We start from the raw sequence: 20,830 nt of genomic DNA on the forward strand, positions 1-20,830 counted from the left end.
GACTTGGTGGGCCGGCTGTGGGTGTCGCGGCACGAGAACCGGGTCTCCGACGCTCACCTGGGGCCGCGCCGCCGCAGCAGGATCGTCAGCGTCGCCCGGGCGTCGCGCCGGCGCTCCGGGCTGCGGGAGAGCACGGACGACGCGGCGACCGTGACCACGGCTCCGGTGTAGGCCAGGCCGGTGACGGCGGTCAGTACGGCCGCGTCGTCGAGTACGGACGGCAGGACGGACATGAGATCCCCCTCGGACAGTTCGCCCCGGCGGTCTTGCCCGCAGGGCTTCGGTGCCACAGGTATCCCTCGACGGGCGGCTCTCCGGCGATGTCCGGACGGCGGAAGGCAGCGTAAGTACGCTGGTCAGACGGGACGTGACGAGGTTTCCGGCGAAGTCCTCGCCGGACAGGGGACGGAGACCGGTCAGTTGGCGGAGGGGGTCGACGCGCCGGGCTCCGCGGTAGAACTGCGGGAGCTGTACGAGGCTGCGGGCGGGCGTGAAGTCGGGTACAAGAGGCTCATCAGTCTCGGGACGAAGCACGGGTTGGTGGTGCGCGACGCCACCATCAGCGACTGGATGAGGGGCCGTTCCGTCCCGTCGGCGGAGCACGAGACCTATGTACTGCGGGTGCTGATACGGGAACGCGAGAGGCTGGGGCACACTGCTCCCGGACCCATCACAAGGTCAGCCACGAAGGGTGGCTCTCGCGCCTGCGGGCCGCCCAGAAGCGTGGGAAGAGCCGACAGGGGGCGGAGGCGAGGGCCCGCGCATCCATGCCGACTCGCCAGGCCGCTCCTGGCGCACCGCGCGGTCGCGTTCGGTCTGTAGCCGGACGACAACGCCTACTCCGACCACACCCCGGTCTATGGCTACACCCAGGGCGGCCCCGCCCTCTCCTGGAAGCTCGACGGCAGCGCCACCGCGACCATCGGCGGCTCGGCCGGCCTTTACCGGCGCGAGCGACGACGGTACGAGCGACTGGCGGACTGTCAGTGCCGTGCCGAAGCGCGCGAAGCACACCTGACGGGCGCGAAGCGGCTGATGTCCTGTCTGTCAACCGCCAGTCCCGGCATCGTCCTTGAGAGGGACGCGTCGGCATGCCGCACCACAAGCCGAAGCGGCGGTGCGGGTCCTTGCGCTAGACACGCACCCGTGATCATCGGCAATTGCAGGACAACGACCGCCCGCTGCCGATCCGCGGGCGGCACCGGACTTCCGAAGCGGGCTGAAGGGGGGAGCTCATGTCGTCGAGACGCCTTCTCCGAGTGAACCGACGTGTGATGCGCGCCGTACGAGGCTGGCCGCGCGCCCTGCTCCTCACGCTCGCCGTGACGCTCACCGTGGCCGCACCCGCCGGCGGGGCGGCCGCCGAGCCGCGTCCCAGCGCCCCGCCCACGGCCAGCAGCCCTTCGCCGGCGGGCGGCGAGGGGAAGCTGTCGCGGGTCCGTGCGAAGAAGCGCGTGGATGTCCGCACGCTGCCCCGGCCGAAGGGTACCGCCGAGCCGCAGGCTCGACCGTACCTCGCCCCTCCGAAGCGGCCGGCGCCCGTGGGACCGCGGCGGCAGCCGAGCCTGCCCGTCACCACCGCGCAGCTGACTCCGAAGGGCGCGGCGTCGCCGAAGGCGGTTCCGTCGACGGCCGTCATCGAGCGACTGAAGACCTTCCGCACGCTCAGGAACGCGGACAACGCCGCCGCCCGAACCGCGCCCTCCGACACGCAGCTCGCGGTCGGCCCCACCCACATCGTCCAGTTCGTCAACCGCACGGGCCAGGTCTACGACAAGGCCGGCAACGCCGTCGGCGCCCCCTTCGACCTGGGCACCTTCTTCGGGTTCACCGCGAACACGGGTGGTGATCCGCGGGTGCACTACGACGCGGGGTCCGGTCGATTCTTCGCTGCGTACGAGGGCCTTCCGGCCGGCGGCGACGAGGTCGACGTCGCGGTCAGCGACAGCTCCGACCCCCGAGGGGGGTGGTCCGTCTACATCGCCGGGAGCAACAACGCGAACGTCCAGCACGACCGGCCGACGCTCGGCTACACCAACGACAAGGTCACGCTGACCTGGAACAACTTCGACCTCGTCGCAGCCGGCAAGCCGTTCCTGGGTGAACAGACCGTGGTCGTCAACAAGGCGGACCTCCTGGCCGGTGCCGCCTCGGTCAGCCTCGCGACGTTCGCGCAGGACAAGACCAAGGCCGACGTCGTCCCGGCCACCTCACTGTCGGCGATCAACGACCAGCTCGCGATGGAACACGACACCACCGACGTCGTGGTGACCACGATCACCGGCGTGCCCGGCGTCAGCCCGGTCAACCAGACCGAGAACACCATCGCCATCGGAGCAGCCTCCCCACCGCCGATGGCTGCCCAGCCGGCCGGGGGCGACGCAACGATCAACACCAACGACGACCGGATGCTGTCGGTCACCTGGCAGAACAACCACCTGTGGGGGCTCTTCAACGTCAGCTGCACCCCCATCGGCGACACCGCGGTCCACTCCTGCCAGCGCTTCATCCAGATCGCAACCGGCGGGGGCCAGAGCCTGGCCACCAACCTCGATCTCGGCCTCGTCGGTGGAGACCTCTACTACGGCTCCGTGGCGCTGAACGACGAGAACGACCTGTTCGCGGGCTTCAGCGCGTCCTCGACCACCATGTTCGTCACGGCGATCGCGATCGGAGTGCCGGGCGGCAACTTCCCGGCGACGACCTTCGGCGACTTCTACGACGCGGGCACCCAGGCCTACACCTGCACCAACTGCAGCCGGCCGCGCTGGGGCGACTACTCGGGCACCGCACGTGACCCGAGCAACCCCAAGGACATCTGGACGGTCCAGCAGATCGGAGCCATCGACAACACCGGGATCCGCGGCGGCGACTGGGGCACCGCGATGGACCGCGTCACCCTGTCCCCGCCGACCCTCACGAGCGTCACGCCGAACCACGCGCCCGAACTGGCCCAGTGCGTGAACACCGTGACCGTCCGCGGAACGGAGTTCCCCACGAGCGGCACCACCGTGCGCTTCGGCTCGGCGGCCGCCACGAACGTCAACGTCATCGGGCCGGAGGAACTGACCGCGCAGGTGCCCCCACAGGCACGGGGCACGGTCGACGTCACCGTGACCACGCCCAACGGCACCAGCCCGATCACCGGCGCCGCGAGGTTCACGTACGACGCGGACACCTCCGCGCCCACCGCCTCCGCGAGCATCTCGCCGTCGCCCAACGCCGCCGGCTGGAACAACAGCAGCCCGGCGACTGTCAACATCACCGGCGCTGACGGATCCTGCGGCTCCGGCATCCAGAAGATCACCTACAGCGCGAGCGGCGCCCAGCCGATCGGATCCACCGACGTGTCCGGCGCGAGCGCCGCCGTGCCGATCACGACGAACGGCGTGACGACGGTGACCTTCACCGCCACCGACAACGCCGGCAACACCTCCGCACCGCAGACGATCACCGTGCGCCTCGACACCGTGGCGCCGACGATCACCATCGTGCGCCCGACGGCCGGCACCTACCTGCTCAACGAGTCGGTCACAGCGTCCTACTCGTGCACCGACGCCACCTCCGGTGTGGCGAGCTGCGTCGGCACGGTCCCGAGCGGCAGCCCGGTCGACACCGCGACGTTCGGCGCGCACACCTTCACGGTGAACGCCACGGACGTCGCCGCCAACCCGGCCACCAAGAGCGTCACGTACACCGTGGCGTACCGGATCTGCCTGCTCTACGACCCGAGCCGGCCGATCCGCGGCGGCAACAGCACGATCCCGATCAGGCTCCGGATCTGCGACGTCAACGGTGCCAACCTGTCCAGCCCCAACATCACCCTCACACCCAGCCAGGTCGTCGGTCCCACCACCAGGCCGTTCACGACCCCGTTCCGCTACGACGCGGGACTCCGCGGCTACATCGTCAACCTCCCCACCAGGGGGCTGGCGGACGGCAGCTACAACCTGCAGTTCACCATCAGCGGAGCGGACACAACGACCCACGTGGCACCGTTCATCCTGCGCTGAGACCCACAGATTCGATCGCAGCGCCCGGCCCGGCCCCGGTCTCGGGGCCGGGCCGGTGCGTCGGGGCAACTTGCGGGCTACCGTGGACGACCGGCCCCCCGCGAGCGCATCTGTGATCAGAGACGGGCACGCCCGCTCACACCCCGACCGACGTCGGCGGCGCCCTCATTCCGCGGCACGTATCGCCCGCCTGCTACACCGCCACCCCCAGCGCGACGAGCTGCGTGTCGTGCGCAGAGCAGATGTCAGTGCGGTGCAGGGGTTTGTCGGTACGTATAACTGATTCCCAATGGCCGTTGTCAAGAGTCGAGGGTGCCTACTGGGTCATGCCGAGGGCACGCCGGAATCTCTCCCACAGGGAGGCTGGCTGGGTACCCGCTCTGCTCGGAAATCGTGAGCGTCCCCACGGAATGCGACGACGTCCTCCCTGATCCCGACTACCTCCCTCCAGGAGGGTGTCCAGAGCCTTGCACGTCCAGCACGTCCTCACCGCCGCAGGTGGCGAAGAGGTCGTCCAGTTCCAGGTTCCACTGCTCGCCAACACGCGCGCTGGTCACCTGAGGAAGCTGCCCCGCCGCTGCCACTACTTGGGGCGCTGTCGCACGATCGAGGGGCGGCCCGACCAAGACCGCCCCTGACCCTCCGCAGCCCGCCACACTCCAGCCGCCCAGCGAAACCCGCAGGTCAGACATCAACTGCTGAGTACTAGGCGGAGGCCCGGATGCGGGTGGCGGCGGCTTCGGCCTCGCGGACCACGCGGGCGGTGTCGACGTCGACGAGGTGGCCGTCGAGTTTCAGCGGTCGGCCGTCGACGAACACGGCGTCGATGTTCTCGGGGCGTCCGTTGAAGACGATCTGGCCGACCCAGTCGAAGCGGGGGGCGAAGTTGAGGGCGGCCGGGTCCAGTACCACGAGGTCGGCCCTCTTGCCGGGGGTGAGCGAGCCCACCCGGTCGGCGATGCCGAGGGCTTCCGCGCCGCCCAGGGTGGCCATCCGTAGGACGTCCTCGACCTGGGGGAACACCCCGGCATCCGTGGAGCGGGCGCGTTGGAGGCCGATGGCGGTCTTCATCAGGGCATGGAAGTCCGAGGTGTCGTTGGTGCCGCCGTCCAGGCCGAGACCGAGTTTGACGCCCCGTCGGCGGAACTCGGGCAGCGGCATGATGCCGGAGGCCAGGCGCATGTTGCTGAGCGGGCAGTGGACGGCCCGGGCGTCGTGGGCGGCGACCGCGGCGATCTCGTCCGGCGTGAGGTGGATCGCGTGGTTGAGCAGGAGGCGCGGGCCCAGGGCGCCGATGTCGGCCAGGACGCCGAGGGGGTCGTCGGCGCGCTGCTCGGGGCGTTCGAGGACGTGGGAGTTGAGCATGACGCCCAGCTCCTGGGCGGTTTCCCAGTGCGCCCGGTTGAGGTCGCGGGCGGAGCGTGCCGCGTGGGTGGCGACCTGGAAGGAGCCCAGCGGGAGCGGGTCCAGGAGTTCCCGCTTCACCCGGGCGACCAGCTTCCCGTCGGGCTTGGGCGGGTACATCGCGTACGTGAACCGGACACCGGTGCCGGCCACGGCCCGTACGTAGCTCTCGACGAGGTCGTAATCGAAGATGTCCACCCAGTCGACCAGGGTGGTCACCCCGGCCTGTACGGCGTCGAGTGCGGCGAGCCGGACGAAGCTGTGCAGGGTGGCGGGGGTCAGCCGGCCGCGCAGGGCGTCGGTACATCTCTGGAACCAGCTGAACAGGTTGCCGTCGGTACAGCCGCCCCGGATCGCGGACTGCCACAGGTGGGTGTGCGCGTCCACGAAGCCCGGCATCACCAGCTTCCCGGAGACGTCCTGGATCCAGGCTTCCGCGGGGGCGCGCAGGCCCTGGCCGACGGCGGCGACGGCACCGCCCCGGATCAGCACGTCGGCGTTGTACAGCGCCCCCAGTGTGCCGGCTCCGACGGCCGGATCCATGGTGAGCACCAGGGCCGCACCGCGGAGCAGGACCGTGCGGGAGCCCGGAGCCCGGGGGGTGGCGGGCGCGGCGGGGCGGACCGCGGCTGCCGGCGTACGAGGGGTCGCGCCGAGCAGGAGCGGGGCGGAGGCGGCCAGGCCGAGGCCGGCGAGGAGACTGCGGCGGCTGGGGGCCTGGGGCGTGGTGGGGGCTGCTGACTTCATGGCGTGGTACCTCCCGGGGGGAATGACGGAAGGCCCGCCCGGGCGGCGCTGTGACGCAGTGTCAGCCAGGGCGGGAGGCTGCACAGAGCATTCCCGGCGAACAGGATTTCGATAGCCGTTGGTGGAATTGTTTTTCCGCAGAGGTCGTGTGGTGAGACTCAGCGCTGTAGTTGGCCCCGATGGACAACTGGAACGCTCAATCACGGACACCGTTGACCTGCGGAAATGCCACACAGGGCTGATATGGGCGGTCCGTGCTCAGGAAGGCAACGGCTGAGGTGCCGCCGCCGGTCAGGGCGTCGGGGAGGCCCCCGTGAGTGACATCCAGTACCGGGCCGCGGTCGCCGGGATCGACGGACCCTCCTACCGGCTCCGCGGCCACCGGACCCAGGCCGAAACCCTCCGAGCCGGGGTGAACGCCCGTGTCTCCTGACAGCTCCAGCTCCAACACCACCGAGGTTCCATCCGAGATGGCCCGTCTCTGCCCGCACTGCGAGACCGTCTTCACCGTCGCCGACCGCACCAGCCGCCGGGTGTTCTGCTCTCCCACCTGCCGCGAACAGAACCGCCGCCGCATCCCGGTCCAGCGGACCTGCCCGCAGTGCGGAAACGAGTTCACCACCGACATCAGCCCCCGCCGGATCTTCTGTTCCACGGAGTGCCGGACCACGGCCCGCGGCAGTGAGAACGCGATGGAGGTTGACCTGCCCGGTCTGCGACGGCACCTTCGACTCGCCCAAAACCATCCGGAAGGTCTACTGTTCCCCGACCTGCCGCAGGGATGCCGAACGCTACCGCGACCAGGCCCGAGAGCAGGACCGAGCCCGCCGCCTCGGCGAAACGCCCCACCCCGCCGCGGCCTCGCCTCCCGTGATGCCCGGCCTGCCGGCGACACCCAAATCCGCGACACGAGCCGCCTACCGCCCGGCCCCGGAACGGGACCCGCTGGAGCCCACGGCAACCCGCAACTGCCCCCACTGCCAGCAGCCCGTCACCATCGTCGCTCTCCTCGCAACGCCGGAAGTCGCCCGGCCCTCCATGCCGACCGGGCTTCCCGATGTCGTCCCACTCCGCAGGGCTCCGTGACAGCACCATCAACTGGTCGGCAGCCTGGAAATCCAGCTGCCGACCACAGGCCCTGATGGCAGAGTCCGCCCATGGTCTTCCTACGTTGCGAAGCGGTCCGATGGGTCGATGACGAACCCCAGCCCGGCCTGATCGAGGTCCGCTTCACAGACGCCCACCACCAGCAGTGGGCCTTCATCGACAAGTGGCCCGTCTTCGCCGGAGGCGACGGCTTGTCCCCTGACTCCCGTTACCCCGCCGAGGTCAGCATCCTCTGCGACTTCCTGACGACCGGCAACACAACGGACACCTCGGACACGGTCAAGATCTCCGTCACTCCTTGGGGACTCGAATCGCTCGAAGGGCACGTTGAGTTCGAGGTGCGGGCTGATCAATTGACTACCAGCTGAGGTTCACGATCACTGGGCCCCGCCGACCTGACGGTCGGCGGGGCCCACGCATGCTCTCGGGCTCCCCATCTTCCCCACACCGTTCACGCTGCAACGAAGTGAGGCGAAGAGCGACAGCGGCCGTTTTCTCAAGAATCCCCATCAACGCGGGCGAACTCCCGGCATGATCCCAGCCAGCGGTGTCCGTCGTGCAGGCGAACGCGGCCCCTGTGCCCCTCGGGCGGACCTTCGTAGTCGTCCAGGCCGGTGAGCAGCAGACTGCCCGTCCCGGGGACCTGCCCCGAACTCTGCGCGTCCTCCAGCAGCCGGGCGTCGAGTGCCTCGTCATCCGGCACCAGCCACACCCGGCTGCCGACCCAACCGGGTACGCCGGATTCCTCCGGAACCCAGCCGAACAGCTCGTACGTCCCGCGCTGAGATTCTCCGAACAGTCCCGCCGCCTCGGCGCAGACGCCCCAGACGTGGGCGTCCCCCGTCCGGGTGAGCGTGTACCGCGCGAACCCGAGCTCGTTCTCGTCTCCATGCACAGCGGGAATGATGCCCCGCCCGCGTTCCGGCGGCGAAGCCGGGATGTTCTGCTGGCCGCAGAGTCGCGGCTGTCGCACGCCACCACCACGCTCACCTGCTCGCCGCCATCGTCGAGATCGGCGGTGAGCTGGAGCTCCCAGCTACCCGTAACGGGCGCTTCAGGGGCGCGGTCATCCCAGAAGGCTGCGCGGTCAGCGCCGGCCGCCGCCGATGCGGCGGTCGTCGGCCAGTGCGGTCAGGGGGCCGAACTCGCGGGCAAGCTGGTTCCACGTCAGAACCTCGCCACAGCGGGCCGGGAACTCCTTCGGGTTGAACTCGGGCATGGTCCAGGTGCCAGTGCCCCGGTCCCGCAGCCACAGGTCCCCGTCACCGTCGACCACAGTCGGCGGGGCCGGTACGGGCTCGGCCTGATCGATGGGCTCCCAGGTGACCCGGCCCGGGTGGGAAGCGCGGCGCAGCTCGGTGGTGGCCAGCCGCGCGGCCAAGTCACGGGTGGACTCTTCGGCGTCCTTGACCGACGCGAGTCGGAATGCGTCGTCAAGTACGGGCAGGGCTGGATTCTTGCTGCGCTTTGAACTCATACGCTGACTACCTCCGGTGGGGGGCGTCACATCCGTTATGGCACCCCGTAGAGGAACACGGTATCCGAGGCGGGAGCCGGGCCGGCTACGACATCTGTCCAGGTGGAGGCGCTGGCACACCGGGCGGTGGGGCTAGGGTCTGTCGTCAAAGTGATCTTGCGTTGTGGATCATGGTGTCGTGATACGGCGCCATGAACTGTCCGATGCCGAGTGGGAACTCGTGCAACCGCTGCTGCCCCGGCCTGTTTTCGGGCGGCCCCGGCTGGACGACCGGACGGTCCTGAATGGAATCGTGTGGAAGTTCCGCACCGGGGTCGCCTGGCGGGATGTCCCTGAGCGGTACGGGTTGTGGGCCAGCCTCCACACCCGTTTCCGCAGGTGGGCAGCGGACGGGACCTTCGAGCGGATGCTCCGGGCCGCGCAGGCAAAGGCAGACGCGGCAGGCGATATCGAGTGGCTGGTGTCGGTCGACTCCACCGTCGTCCGCGCCCACCAGCACGCTGCCGGAGCCCGAAAAGGAGGCTCCGCAGTCCGGCCCTCGGCCGGTCCCGAGGCGGGCTGACCAGCAAGATCCACCTGGCATGCGACGGCCCGGCCACGTCATTGGCGACAAGGGCTACAGCTCGAAGGCGATCCGGACCTGGCTTCGACGCCGGGGCATCGCCCACACCATCCCGGAGCAGTCCGATCAGGTCCGCAACCGGGCCCGGCGCGGCAGCCGAGGCGGCCGCCCGCCCGTCTTCGACAGGCAGGTCTACAGGCACCGTAACGTCGTGGAACGATGCTTCAACCGCCTCAAGCAGTGGCGCGGTATCGCCACCCGGTACGACAAGACAGCCCAGTCCTACCAAGCAGCCGTCACCCTCGCATCGCTCCTGATGTGGGCATGGCACTTTGACGGCAACTCCTAGGCCTGCGGGGCCGGGGCGTCTCCGGGAGGAGCCGTCCTAGTCCCGCAGGACCTTCACGGCCCGGTCGAAGGCCGAGTCCTTGTTCTGGTCGAACTCCTCCGTGGTGAAGACCGGCTCGGTGAGGTGCGGCGGGATGCCCGCGCCGTCGAAGGTCCTGCCCGACCGGGTCAGCAGCTCCTCGTTCGGCAGCCAGAGCGACATGCCGTTGGGGAGCTTGCGCACCATGACGTCCGAGAAGACGCCCTGCGTGGGCTGCCCGATCCGCACGGTCCGGCCGGGCCGGTCCATGAGGGCCTGGGTGAAGGTCTCTCCCGCGCTGACGGTGGAGCCGCCAGTCAGTACGGCGACCGGCCCGGTGTAGCGGGGGCCCTGGGCGGGCGTGACGTACAGGGGCTGGGGGCGCGTGTGCCGGGTGGGGTCCGCGGGATCGTTGCGAGCTCGCTTGGAGTAGGCGAGGTAGGGCGTGTCGGTCAGCCGCCCGGCAAGGTGGAGCCCCATGGCGTCGGAGCCGCCGCCGTTGATCCGCAGGTCGATGACCAGGCCCTTCAGGTGCCGGGTGCGCTCCTGGCCGAGGATCGTGTCCAGCGCCTTGTCGAGCTCGGCCAGCTCGGCGGCGTAGGAGGCGTCGCCGCCCGCGTAGCCGCCGAAGCCGGAGATCCGCAGGTAGCCCTGCCCGCCGGGGAGGTCGGCGTAGGTGATCCGCCCGGCGGCGAAGTCCTGGAGGTTCCGGGCGTCCTTGAGGTCGCGCTCCACGACGAACTTCTTGACCTTGGCGTCGAGCTTCCCGTCGGGCCGCACGGTGCCTGGGCGGACCTGCGCGAAGGCCCGGTCGGGGTCACCGTCGCCGTCACCGTCGATGTCCCAGACGGCGACGTGGGCGTCGTGGAGCGGCTCGACCATCTTGCCGAAAACGGCGAAGAGTTCGTCCGGGGTCGTCCCTTCGTGGACGGTGGGCCGGTACCGGTCGCGTACGGCGTGCCAGTCGATGCCCTTGGCGGCGAAGAAGGGGTAGTTCTCCTCGAAGGACCGCCAGAAGACGTCGAAGGAGGCGAGCGGTCCCCCGGGGGCGGAACGCGTGCAGGCGTCGGGCAGTTCCGTCATCCGGCGCAGGTTCCGTTCGCCGACGTCGCCGTCCAGCCGTACGGAGGCGCGGTCGCGGGCCCCGCGGGTGCGCACGGTGAGGACGATGCCTCCGGGCGTGGTGTAGGCGCCGGGGCCGGTCCACCGTGCGGTGTCGCCCGCGATGCAGCTGACGGCGGTGGTCTGGTACTCCTGGAGGGTTCCGTTCCGGATGGACAGCACAGTGCCGTAGCCGTCGGTGCGCCAGATTCCGTCGGTGGCCGGCTGGTGGGCGGTGGCGGTCGGCGCGGCTGCGCCGACGAGGGCCAGGGCAACGGCGGTGGCCGTGACGATGCGCACGAATTTGCCTTCTCTGTAGGCGACTTGCTGGGTACCGCCCTACCGTCGCCGACACGGGATCCACCGGGCCATAGGGCTGTCCGGCCGATCGGGGGTGGGGCCAGCCCCCGCTACCCGCGGTACCCGGGACCACACACCTAGGGAGTGTCGTCAAAGTGGCGCCAGCCAGACGAGACTTTGACGACACGACCTAGTACTCCAGTGCGACTTCGTGATCTATCCGGTTGAGGGGCTGGCGGGTCGCCGCCGGTAATGGCTGCGGCGGGCTGTCGCCTGGTGCTGTCTGCGCCAGTTTGACCAGTGCAGCAGCCTGCGCGGGGAGGTGTTCGCCGGGTTCAGCAGGGCGCCGAGCAGGTGGCGGACCTCCGGAACGGTCAGGTCAATCGGGCTGGTGCTGCGGATGGGTCGGTTGGGCTGTGCGGTCCTGACCGGCGTCGCATCGGCGGCGAGTGCGGCGAGGAAGGCCAGTGCGAGCATGGCCAGGGTGATGTGCCGGTGCCAAGCGGTCCAGTGGCGGACCTGGTAGTGGTCCAGGCCGACCTGGCCTTTCGCGGCCTGGAGGCATTCTTCGATGCACCACCTGGTCCCGGCCACTCGGACCAGCTCGGACAGCGGCACTCGCCCGGGGGTCCAGCACGGTAGAAGGCGAGTTCGCCGCTGCTCGGGTTGCGGCGGATCAGCAGATGCCGGTGGCAGTCGGCCCCGATCTCGATCCATGCCCAGTCGTAGTAGCGCGGCCCCTTCGCTCCGGCTCCGGCGCTCTGCCGGTGCCAGGCCGAGGCGGGCAGGCGGTCGGCCACGGCATCCGCGCGGGCGGTGGTCCGCCCCTGATTGATCAGCACCCGTGTGCTGCAGGCGCCGGCCAGGACGTAACCGACCCGGCGGGATTCCAGCAGGGCACGCAGGCCGGGGTCTTGACCGTAGGCCTCGTCTCCGGTCACCCAAGAGGTGCCTATCCCCGCGTCCAGCGCCGCCGCGATCATCTGCCCGGCCAGCGTGGGCCTGGTCGCAAACTCGACCTGGTCGGGAACCCCTGCCCGGGCGCGGCGCTCGGCGTCCTGAGACCACGAGGCGTCGGGCAAGTAGAGCCGACGGTCAATCAACGCCCGTCCTTTGCTGGAGGCGTAGGCGAGGAAAACGCCGACCTGAGTGTTCTCGATCCGGCCCGCGGTGCCGGTGTACTGCCGTTGCACGCCCGTCGAGGCGGTGCCCTTCCTCAGGAAGCCGGTCTCGTCCACGATCAGGACGCCGTCGTCGGCGCCGAGTTGATCGACGACGTAGGCGCGGATGTCGTCGCGGACCGCGTCGGCGTCCCAGCGGGTGGTTCGCAGCAGCCGCTGCATCGGCCCGGGGCGGGCATGGCCGGCATGCTCGGCCAGACGCCAGCAGTTCTTCCGCTCGAGGCCGGACAGCAGGGCGAGCACGAAGGCTCGGGCCGTCGCTCGCGGCTCCACCCGCTTGAACCGGCCCGCAATCCGGGACACGGCCAGGTCGAACATGGCACGCCAACGGGCGGCATTTATGCTGTGGTCCGCGGCCGCAGCATGATCTTCAGGAGTCCACACAACCCCTGATGATCACGCGGTGGCCGCTCCGGATCTACCGGGTGTGACCTGCTGGTTCAGTCAGTGGGATCCGCGCCGGACGAGGCTCGGGATCGACCGCCGATTGCGACATGCGTCAGCGGCCCGACGCCCGGATATTCAGCCCGCGGCTCCGGCCCAGGGACGGTGTCACGGACTCGGCCGACGATTTCTCTCCCGGCCTGCGGCTGCGTGGCGATCGAGTGCAACAGGGGGTTGGGGATGGGCGAGGAGCCACTCATCACGGCGGTGCGGAACGGGGACGAGAACGCGGTCAGAATACTGCTCGAGGACGGGACGAATCCCGACGTCGTCGACGAGCAGGGCACCCCCGCACTCTGCCTGGCCATCTCAGCGTTCAACTCGACGATCGCCAGCTATCTGGTGGAAGGCGGCGCGGATCCGGACCGCCGGCTGCCCGACGGGAGCACCCCACGATTGCGGGCTGTCGACAGCGGTTCCATCGGCCTCGTCTTCGGCCTGCTCGGTGGATCGGCCCTCATCGGCGAGGCCACCCGCGCGGAACTGCTGGCACGCGCCCGGCAGTGGCACGAGACGGGCCCGGTCACCATGCTCCGGGAGCTGACCGGCACCTCGGACGCGGTCGAGCTGGTTCGCGTCCGGGACAAGGAGTGGTCCACCGATTACCATGAGTTCCGGCTCGGCGGAATGACCGTCCGCGACGGCCACACAGGGATCCTCACCGTCCTCGAGAAGCACTTCGGACTGCACCTGGGCTTTGACGAATTGGCGGCACGCGCGTGCGCACTCGAGTACCCGGACTATGAACACGCCGTCTGGTCGGAGATCGTCCACACCCTTGCCCGGAGACAGGACGACGAGACCTGGGAGGCTGCGGCGGTACTGCGGGGCCATCCAGATCCTCTGCACCGCCGCTTCGGTGCGGAGGTCCTGGTCTGCCTCCACATAGAGGCTGACCTGACGAACGTCCCGAGCCCGTTCGAGCAGCGCATGCTCGAGCTCTTCCTCGACTGGGCGAAGCAGGAGCAACACTCGGACGTCCTGGCCGAGATCCTGGCCGGCCTGAGCCACCATGAGGACCCGAGGATCGAGCCACTGGGGCTCTCATACCTCACCCACCCTGCCCCGCAGGTACGCGCCAGGGTGCTCTCGACCCTAAGAATCGTGGACTCGGAGAGGTCGGGGCGGCAGACGTTCACCCCCGAGGGGCTGAACGCCATGCTCGCACTGGCCAGGGACACCGACGCCTCCGTTCGCAAGGGCGCCGGCTACCAGCTTGCGCACAGCCTGAATCCGGAACCCGCCATCGGGGAGACCCTGGCCGGCCTGCTCGACGACGCGGACCAGCAGACCCGGATCTGGGCCATCTACGGACTGGCCGAGCGGGACGATCCGCGCTGCGTTGACGGCGCCGACCGGGTGGGACCCGTCGACGAGTACGAGTCATGGTCCTGGATACTCGACGCGCCCTCACGGTATGAGCAGCGCCAGAGGGAGCGGGAAGCGCCAGCCACGACCGAGTAGCGAATGCTCGCCTCTGTATCCCATCGTGTGCCGGCTGTGGTCATCCGGGCCGGCTCTGCCCTGCCCATCCGGTACACGATGCGGCTGGGCGCCTGGCCCCGACGCTCACAAACAGCGCGGCCCGGGCCTCCGTAAGCACCGTGTTGCTGCCAGGTTCTTTCCTACGACTCGTGAACTGGGCCCAGGTGTCCCGTCTCACCGAAGGTTGGTCAGTCTCACCGAACCCTGACCACTCGGCTGTTTGTCTCATCGAACTTTGACCGCCGCAGGTCAAGGGCAGACCGCCCCGGGCCAGACCGGCGCACCCTGGCCGGCTGACGCGCTGTCGCCTGCGGTCCCCGTCCTCGAGAAGGTACGGCACGCTGAGGCCTTACGAACTCTGCTGCAGGGTCCTACCTTTGCGTCATGAAAACTCAGCGTCCTGGCCCGCTGGCGGAAGTTGTCTTACCCGTGACAGCCGGATGGCGGCTGCTGTTCGTGCCCAGCAGGGCCCGCGAGCTGGCTGTCGGGCTCGGCGGGAGCATCGTGGTCCCGCCGAAGGTCGCAGCCCCACTTCTGCTGGCCGCTCTGGTGCCCGCCGTGATCTGGGGGGACTCGCTTTTCTGGGGCAGTTTCTGGGTCCTACTGGCGCTCACGGTGGTCGCAGTGATCGTGCTCGCCGTGGCCATGACGTACGTCACCGTCTCCCTGACGGTGCGGTGGGTCGAGTTCCGCCCCCTGGGAAATCCGGCCCAGCTCGTGATCGCCCGCTTCCTGCGTTCGTCGACCATGGCGATGGCTGATCTGCAGCGAGTCGTCGTCATCGAGCGACTCAGTCTGGGCCAGCGACAGTCGATCAAGGTGGTGTTGCATACCGGCAGCGAGACGGTGGAGTGCGAACCGGGGACGTTCACACCGCTCTCTCGGGTCGACGCACAGGCGCTGACCGACTGGTTGACCGAGCAACTCGGCCAAGTCCAGGTAGCGGTGGAACGTCAGACGCAGGTCAAACGAGACTTCCTGCGTCCGGACGAGTGGTGGACCCCGTCCCACACCGCCGAGCTGTGGCGGGTACCCACCGACGAGGTCGACGCCATAGCCGCCCAACGCGGCGTCGAAATCTACCAGTACACGCCCCGGGCAGCCGCGATGTACAGCCCTGGCACTTCGGTCACCGCCTACGACCCGGGCCGGGCTTACGAGGTCGCCGAAGAACTCCGCGCGGAACGAGCCGCCGACCAGGCCGCCGACAGCACGGCAGCCCCCGACCCGACCGAGGACGACGCAACGGATTCCCACTGACTCGATCGGTCCGGTCCTGACCTGGCTAGGAGACTGCACTCCATGAGCAGGCGGATGGCATCGCATCGCCTGCGTGGTGACGAAACCCGTTCTCACCTTGACCTGCGGCGGTCAAAGTTCGATGAGACAAACAGCCGAGTGGTCAAGGTTCGGTGAGACTGAGCAACCTTCGGTGAGACGGGACACCAGGGAAACGTAGCCCGCAGCCACGTATGGCCGTGTCTGGTCATCGCGGTGTCAAGGACGTTCCCGAGCAGGGCCTGAGCCGGTCGGTAGTGGCCACCCCGTACGGCGTCGGCGGCGTCCCTCGCCAGCTCCACGAGGTCGAGCAGCTCGGGGTGATCGACAGCATCGAGGCTAGCCAGCACGTCGTCGACAATCTCCGAACGGTGTTCTACGAGGTACTGCTGGCGCTCGGTTCGGCCGGGCAGGGCGAGCAGCCCTTCGATGTGTTCCGTGCGCGGTGCCCAGATCAGGCAGACACCGTCCTCTTCGGAGATGGCAAAGAGCTTCGCCCACTCCGCGGTACGCAGTGCCTGCAGGTTCTCCGGCAGCAGGTCCTTGATGCCGGCGCCGATCTTGCTGAAGGTCTCGAGGAGCCCAGAGGTCAGCAGGAGGCGGTTCCGTTCGCAGCGGCAGTGCCAGCGACGGGCCGAGGACCTTGGCCGCTGCGGCGGCGAAGGCGCGGTTTCGCTCTGCCTGGCTTCGGGTGATGCTGTCCAGGACGCTCTTGGGCAGCTCGAACGGAAACAGCGCGGGCTTCGGCAACGCGGCAATGCCCTTCTGGAAGCTGGCAACCGTCCCGGGCATACTGCCCGAGTCGACCAGCCAGCGGATCGCGTCCTGCGCGCTGGCCAAGCCTCCGACCGCGCCCAGGCTTCGCTCCAGCTGTGGAAGAACACTCACGGAGCCGGCAGCCTCGGCGAACAGGCGTCCCAGGCTTTTCTGGGGCCCCAGTGACACGCTCAACAAGGCGATCTGGGCGCGGAGGTTCGCGAGCGGGTCAAAGTTGCGGAAGACGTCCGCCAGCAGCAAGTTCTTCGCGACACTCTGGACAGGCCGTGGCTCTGCCGCCGTCACGTCCTACCGATCGCGCGTCTCGGCCGGTTCGCTCACCTCATTCATGTGCTCAGGATGACGTGCCGCACCGACACTGGGCTTCCCGTTTTCGCCGCGGACCCCGGATCTTGTGGCAACTGCGATGATCGCCGTGCTGGGCACCCTGCTCGGTGCTCTGACGGCGGGCGCAATGCAGCACCCCATCACGCTCTCCGCCCGCCGTGACCGTGATCGGCAAGCGCTCACCGCCTCCCCTTCGCCGAGGGAAGCCCCCGACGTCACGCGGCCGGCTGCGGGCTCCCGTGAGACAGGCCCGAGCGCCGCAGGGCGCGCAGCATGGCCGGCAGGTCAGCGGGCTCGCCGCTCGAACCGCGGACGAGGGTCTCCAGCAGCTCCGGCGTCAGCTCGTACCGCTCGGCGCGGCGCACCAGCTCCGCGCGGCCCTCCCCGAGGACCGCCCCGCCGTCGAGCTCCCGCAGCAGCTCGTCCTCGTTGACGAAACGACTCAACCCGCAGTCGAGACCGTCGTCATCGAGGTCCGCCGGGTACGGAGCCCGTGCCCAGGATCCGTTCTCGGACCAGTACACGCACCCCAGCTCGTTCCCCGCCATCAGCTCACGGAGCTCGTCGTGGGGGAGCCAGTCCGGAGCCCCGGCCAGCATGTCGACCGGCGGCTCGTGCCACTTGACCCCGCTGGACTCGTCCTCACCGAAGAGCACGAACCGGTCCCCGCCCAGCGGCTTCAGCGTCCACCAGGTGCAGCCGCAGTCGTCGAGGTGCAGCCCACGGTCGTCGATCCAGCAGCCCGTGCGGTGGACCGGCGGCTCCTGCTCCGCCTCGGTCGTCGCCTCCAGCACGGCGACCGCGCTCCACCGGGCCCACAGGACCTCCGGCGCGGGCAGGTCCTGCGGCAGTCCGGGCCGGTGAACTGTCATTCCATCCCCCACGGGTGCGCGATCACGTTTCCGACGCACCCTAACCGTTCCCGGTGGCACCCCTACCGCGGCGCGGTGGCCTCCGCGGGGAACGCGGCGGGCGCTCGCGTCGACCTCTGACGAGACGAGTCACCAGCTCCAACCAGACGGGCATCTGGGCAAATTTCGGGCCTTGCTGAGGATCTTGTGGCGTTGCAGCCGCGCACGAGGGATCGGAGGGGTGCTGCTGGCCGACGGCAGCGACCCGGGCCCGGTCCGCTTCGAAGTGGGCAGCTGCCCGAGCATGCCGTCGTCGACCACCCTTACACCCTCGCAACCCGGGTCAACCTTGGCCACTGGCGAGGGGTGGCGGGGGATGCGGCTGGTGTCGCTGCTCTCTTCGTCGAGCTGCTGGACGATCAGCTGCGTGTGTTGGGCCCGAACCACCCCGACACCCTCACGACCCGGGACAACCTCGACTACTGGCGGGATGGAACCTAAGTAAGGGATCCATCGATCGTGCTCCGAGAACGCTCTCGCGCCTCAGCGGTTGTTGGCCGATGATCACTGAGTGGTCGCCGTCATCGGACCGGTAGCGCCGGGTCGAACGACCAGGCCCTCGCCGCATGGCAGAACTACCGACATTCAGTTGTCGTGCGCAGAGTAGGTGTCATCGCAGCGCAGGGTTCGGTCAGTAACCGGGCTCCACCCGCTGCCTGGGGGGCGAGGAGCCCGAGCCGGATCCGGCCGGCCTTCCTAGGGTCTCGGTGGTTCTCGCCGAAAAAGCAACGCTAAGCCGTGCGGCAGCCTGATCTGAACGACCTATACGACGAGCAGATCCAACAGTGGGCTAGCTTCGTCGTATACGCACGCGTGTAACGGGAGTGGCGGACGAAGTCCGGCCCAGGAGAGGTTGGTAGCGGCCATGAAAATTCCCCGCACGGCCCATTCCGACCAGCCGTGGCGGATCCACGAGTTCACCGGCGACTTTCGGACCGAGGACGTGTGGTCCTTCCGCACCCCCGGTGCCGGCCCGGACGACTTTCCCGTCATACTCGCCGCGATGCAGACAGCCGACGGATTCGCCAAGCAGCCCCGTGCAGTCCGGTTCCTGTTCGCGGCGCGCCGGAAGTTAGGTGCCCTCCTCGGTTGGGACAAGCCCAAGACGAGCCTTGGGAAGCGGGTTCAACCACTGTATGACCGCCTGCCAGACGATCTCCGTGAGACCGTCGACGTCTCCGACACCAGCGGCGCCCCGTTCACCCCCGTGTACCTGCTCCACAACGAGTCCGTCCGCGAACTGGCGAACAAGACCTGCCACGCCGTCATGCACCTGGGGTGGGTGCCGACCGGAGGCGGCGAGTACGAACTGCGAATGGCGATCCTGGTCAAGCCCAACGGCCGGTTCGGACGGGTGTACATGGCTCTCATCGCACCGTTCCGCTACCTGATCGTCTACCCCGCGATCACCCGGCAGTGGGAGCGAGCCTGGCGGGACCGCGAGCTTCCGCCCACCCCGAACGTCGGTCCTCGACCGTAGTCGCTGCGAGCGTCGACACCATTCGTGGCCTCGCAAGGAGAGTCCCGGCCGCCAGCACCCAGCCCCGGCCACCGTCATGCGCATGCTGCGCGAACACGACGAGCAGACAGGCACAGCCCCTCTGGAGCCCATGGCCTGACCTGCGGCTCAGTCCTTAGCGCTGCTCTCTCTGCGAGAACTACTGAGCCCCCTTCCTGTCGCTGTCCGTATCCGGGTCTGTGACAGGGATGTCCGTGCTGACGAAGCAGGAAGTGCCGTGGAGGCAGGCGTTGGTGTCGGCGTTTTGGCTGTCTCGGCTGAGAGCATCCGAGAAGGTCGTCTTGGCGTCCTTCGCCAGCCAGGATCTCTGCGGAAGCTAAGGAAGAGACATGCCTCCTGCCAGCAAAGCGGCTCAGTTCTTCGTCGACCGGGACTACTCCGGCAGCAGCATCACCTTGGATGAGGGCTTCTACAACGTTCACCGCCTGGAGGAGGCGGGCAGCGTCGGCAACGATGCCATCAGCTCTTTGAAGGTCACGGAGGGCTACCGGGTCGCGGTCTACACCGATGCGGACTTCCAGGGAGCCGAGAAGCAGTTCACCGCAGACGCGCCGTGGGTCGGTGCGGACTTCGACGAGAAGATCTCCTCGATCGTGATCACGAAGGTCGGCTCTCCCTTCCCGGCTCCTGCTGTGGGATTCGTTGTTGTGCCCGGTGGCCCTCCGGAGGTTGAACTTGTGCCCGGCGGCGGCTCCGGGTTCCCCGGTGTGCATGTGATGAACAGGGGTTAATGCCGGTCCGGCCGGCAGCATCTACCTCCGGACTCGTGACTGGCGTCAGCAGACCCCTGTCAGTCGAGGCGAGTCAGCCTGGACGGGCGGCCCGGCATGTCACAGTCCCTTGTCTGGCCGCGCATCACGTTGGGTCGGCGACATGGGGTGTGGCAGCTGTTGCCACAGTTTCGTCGTACGCGAGATGCCAATCCCCACTGACACACCTCATGTCGCCGACCGCCGACGCTTCCTGTCGTCTGCCACTGACATCCGTCTGTCGTCCGACAACGATGTCGTGCGCAGAGTAGATGGCGGCGCGGCGCAGGGTTGTGTCAGCGGCTCGTGGCCTTGGTGGCGCCTTGGACCCGGGCCTTGAGGAATCTGAGTACGAACGCGGGTACGGCCGGCGGGCGGGGCAGGGTTGACTTGGGGCATGAGCATCCCCGTCCCACCCCCTGGTGAATACGGCCCGTACCCCAAGGTGGATTCCGAACGCTCCGGCCACGACAGCGAAGATCTGCCCGGCCCCCGGGCGCGGACGGGCACGTTCTCGCTGTCCGCGGGCGCCTTGGCGGTGGCGATGGGCGGATGCCCGTGGCTGTCGGCCGCCGTCTTCCCTGTGTGGCTGCGATACTTTCCGCTCTACCTGATCGTGCCGATGGGAATCTGCGCGCTGGTCTCCGGCGTCGGTGCCCTGCGCGACATGCGCGGCTGGCCGGATCGGGCTCGCGGGCGGGCGCGGGCTGGAATTGCCCTCGGCGGGGTCGCCGTGATCGTGCCGGTCGCTGTCGTCGTGTGGGGTTTCTGGGTGCTCAGCATCTGAGCCCGCGCCGAGCTCGGCGCCGCCCGCGCCGCACAGCTGGCGCCAGGTTCCCGCTCAGGCCGCCTCGCTCGGAGTGATGGGCGCCCACTGCACCGCCGGCGGCGCGGTGTCGCCGTTCACGTGCCCGGGCCGCTCGAAGCGGCCCGTCTCGAATACCAGCCCCGACATTTGCGGCCCATCCAACCCGCCGAGGCCGAGGTCCTCATCCGCGTCTAGGTCGATGGTGAAATCGCCCCGCACGCCGCCGCCCAGCGCCAAGCCCTGGAAGACCTCGATGCCGCCGAGATGGTCATT

General features: G+C 69.0%; 15 protein-coding genes and 3 pseudogenes. 9 read left to right on the plus strand and 9 right to left on the minus strand.

The genetic code is table 11. The features are described 5' to 3' along the window. Positions 1-53: 53 nt before the first annotated feature. Positions 54-233 (minus strand): hypothetical protein, encoded by a 180-nt coding sequence (locus OHU74_RS36470; RefSeq protein WP_331721137.1) that lies wholly within the window; start codon positions 231-233, stop codon positions 54-56. A 1,041-nt stretch (positions 234-1,274) separates the two neighbouring features. Here OHU74_RS36470 and OHU74_RS36475 point away from each other — a divergent pair. Next, entirely contained in the window at positions 1,275-4,013 is a 2,739-nt protein-coding gene (locus tag OHU74_RS36475) for an OmpL47-type beta-barrel domain-containing protein (RefSeq protein ID WP_331721138.1), read from the plus strand. 705 nt (positions 4,014-4,718) lie between these two features. Here the strand turns inward: OHU74_RS36475 and OHU74_RS36480 are convergent. Next, the gene (locus OHU74_RS36480; RefSeq protein WP_331721139.1) at positions 4,719-6,164 is read right to left on the minus strand and encodes an amidohydrolase family protein; all 1,446 of its coding nucleotides are present in this window, start codon (positions 6,162-6,164) and stop codon (positions 4,719-4,721) included. Positions 6,165-6,360: 196 nt separating this feature from the next. Further along, on the minus strand, positions 6,361-6,819 hold the full coding sequence (locus tag OHU74_RS36485; protein ID WP_331721140.1) for a hypothetical protein: 459 nt from the start codon (positions 6,817-6,819) through the stop codon (positions 6,361-6,363). A gap of 502 nt (positions 6,820-7,321) precedes the next feature. On the opposite strand from OHU74_RS36485, the gene OHU74_RS36490 reads away from it, so the two are divergent. Beyond that, complete coding sequence (locus OHU74_RS36490; RefSeq protein WP_331721141.1) at positions 7,322-7,639, plus strand: hypothetical protein; 318 nt, start codon at positions 7,322-7,324, stop codon at positions 7,637-7,639. A gap of 143 nt (positions 7,640-7,782) precedes the next feature. Here the strand turns inward: OHU74_RS36490 and OHU74_RS36495 are convergent. Further along, positions 7,783-8,178 (minus strand): annotated as a pseudogene (locus OHU74_RS36495) (hypothetical protein); the annotation flags it as partial. Between the two features lie 180 nt (positions 8,179-8,358). After that, entirely contained in the window at positions 8,359-8,748 is a 390-nt protein-coding gene (locus OHU74_RS36500) for a hypothetical protein (RefSeq protein WP_331721142.1), read from the minus strand. 178 nt (positions 8,749-8,926) lie between these two features. Between OHU74_RS36500 and OHU74_RS36505 the strand changes: the two are divergent. Then, positions 8,927-9,659: pseudogene (locus OHU74_RS36505) on the plus strand (IS5 family transposase). Between the two features lie 36 nt (positions 9,660-9,695). On the opposite strand, the gene OHU74_RS36510 reads toward OHU74_RS36505, so the two are convergent. After that, positions 9,696-11,078 (minus strand): S41 family peptidase, encoded by a 1,383-nt coding sequence (locus OHU74_RS36510; RefSeq protein ID WP_331721143.1) that lies wholly within the window; start codon positions 11,076-11,078, stop codon positions 9,696-9,698. Positions 11,079-11,294: 216 nt separating this feature from the next. Next, positions 11,295-12,577 (minus strand): annotated as a pseudogene (locus OHU74_RS36515) (IS701 family transposase). 306 nt (positions 12,578-12,883) lie between these two features. Here OHU74_RS36515 and OHU74_RS36520 point away from each other — a divergent pair. From OHU74_RS36520 to OHU74_RS36530, 3 genes are all read left to right on the plus strand, one after another. Further along, positions 12,884-14,167 carry an ankyrin repeat domain-containing protein gene (locus tag OHU74_RS36520; RefSeq protein WP_331721144.1) on the plus strand — a complete coding sequence of 428 codons (1,284 nt, stop codon included), beginning with the start codon at positions 12,884-12,886 and terminating at the stop codon, positions 14,165-14,167. Positions 14,168-14,617: 450 nt separating this feature from the next. Next, on the plus strand, positions 14,618-15,448 hold the full coding sequence (locus OHU74_RS36525; RefSeq protein WP_371619916.1) for a hypothetical protein: 831 nt from the start codon (positions 14,618-14,620) through the stop codon (positions 15,446-15,448). Positions 15,449-15,660: 212 nt separating this feature from the next. After that, positions 15,661-16,161, plus strand: a complete 501-nt coding sequence (locus OHU74_RS36530) for a hypothetical protein (RefSeq protein WP_371619917.1) — start codon at positions 15,661-15,663, stop codon at positions 16,159-16,161. 624 nt (positions 16,162-16,785) lie between these two features. On the opposite strand, the gene OHU74_RS36535 is transcribed toward OHU74_RS36530, so the two are convergent. Then, positions 16,786-17,442 carry a hypothetical protein gene (locus tag OHU74_RS36535; RefSeq protein ID WP_331721147.1) on the minus strand — a complete coding sequence of 219 codons (657 nt, stop codon included), beginning with the start codon at positions 17,440-17,442 and terminating at the stop codon, positions 16,786-16,788. Positions 17,443-18,346: 904 nt separating this feature from the next. Between OHU74_RS36535 and OHU74_RS36540 the strand changes: the two genes are divergently transcribed. From OHU74_RS36540 to OHU74_RS36550, 3 genes are all read left to right on the plus strand, one after another. Further along, positions 18,347-18,961 (plus strand): DUF2867 domain-containing protein, encoded by a 615-nt coding sequence (locus tag OHU74_RS36540; RefSeq protein WP_331721148.1) that lies wholly within the window; start codon positions 18,347-18,349, stop codon positions 18,959-18,961. A 368-nt stretch (positions 18,962-19,329) separates the two neighbouring features. Then, positions 19,330-19,731, plus strand: a complete 402-nt coding sequence (locus tag OHU74_RS36545) for a hypothetical protein (protein WP_331721149.1) — start codon at positions 19,330-19,332, stop codon at positions 19,729-19,731. 415 nt (positions 19,732-20,146) lie between these two features. After that, the gene (locus tag OHU74_RS36550; protein ID WP_331721150.1) at positions 20,147-20,536 is read left to right on the plus strand and encodes a hypothetical protein; all 390 of its coding nucleotides are present in this window, start codon (positions 20,147-20,149) and stop codon (positions 20,534-20,536) included. 54 nt (positions 20,537-20,590) lie between these two features. On the opposite strand, the gene OHU74_RS36555 is transcribed toward OHU74_RS36550, so the two are convergent. Continuing rightward, positions 20,591-20,794, minus strand: a complete 204-nt coding sequence (locus OHU74_RS36555; protein WP_331721151.1) for a hypothetical protein — start codon at positions 20,792-20,794, stop codon at positions 20,591-20,593. Between the last annotated feature and the right edge of the window lie 36 nt (positions 20,795-20,830).

Origin of the sequence: Streptomyces sp. NBC_00454, from assembly GCF_041434015.1 — a bacterium.
In the GTDB taxonomy this organism is placed as follows: Bacteria; Actinomycetota; Actinomycetes; order Streptomycetales; family Streptomycetaceae; genus Streptomyces.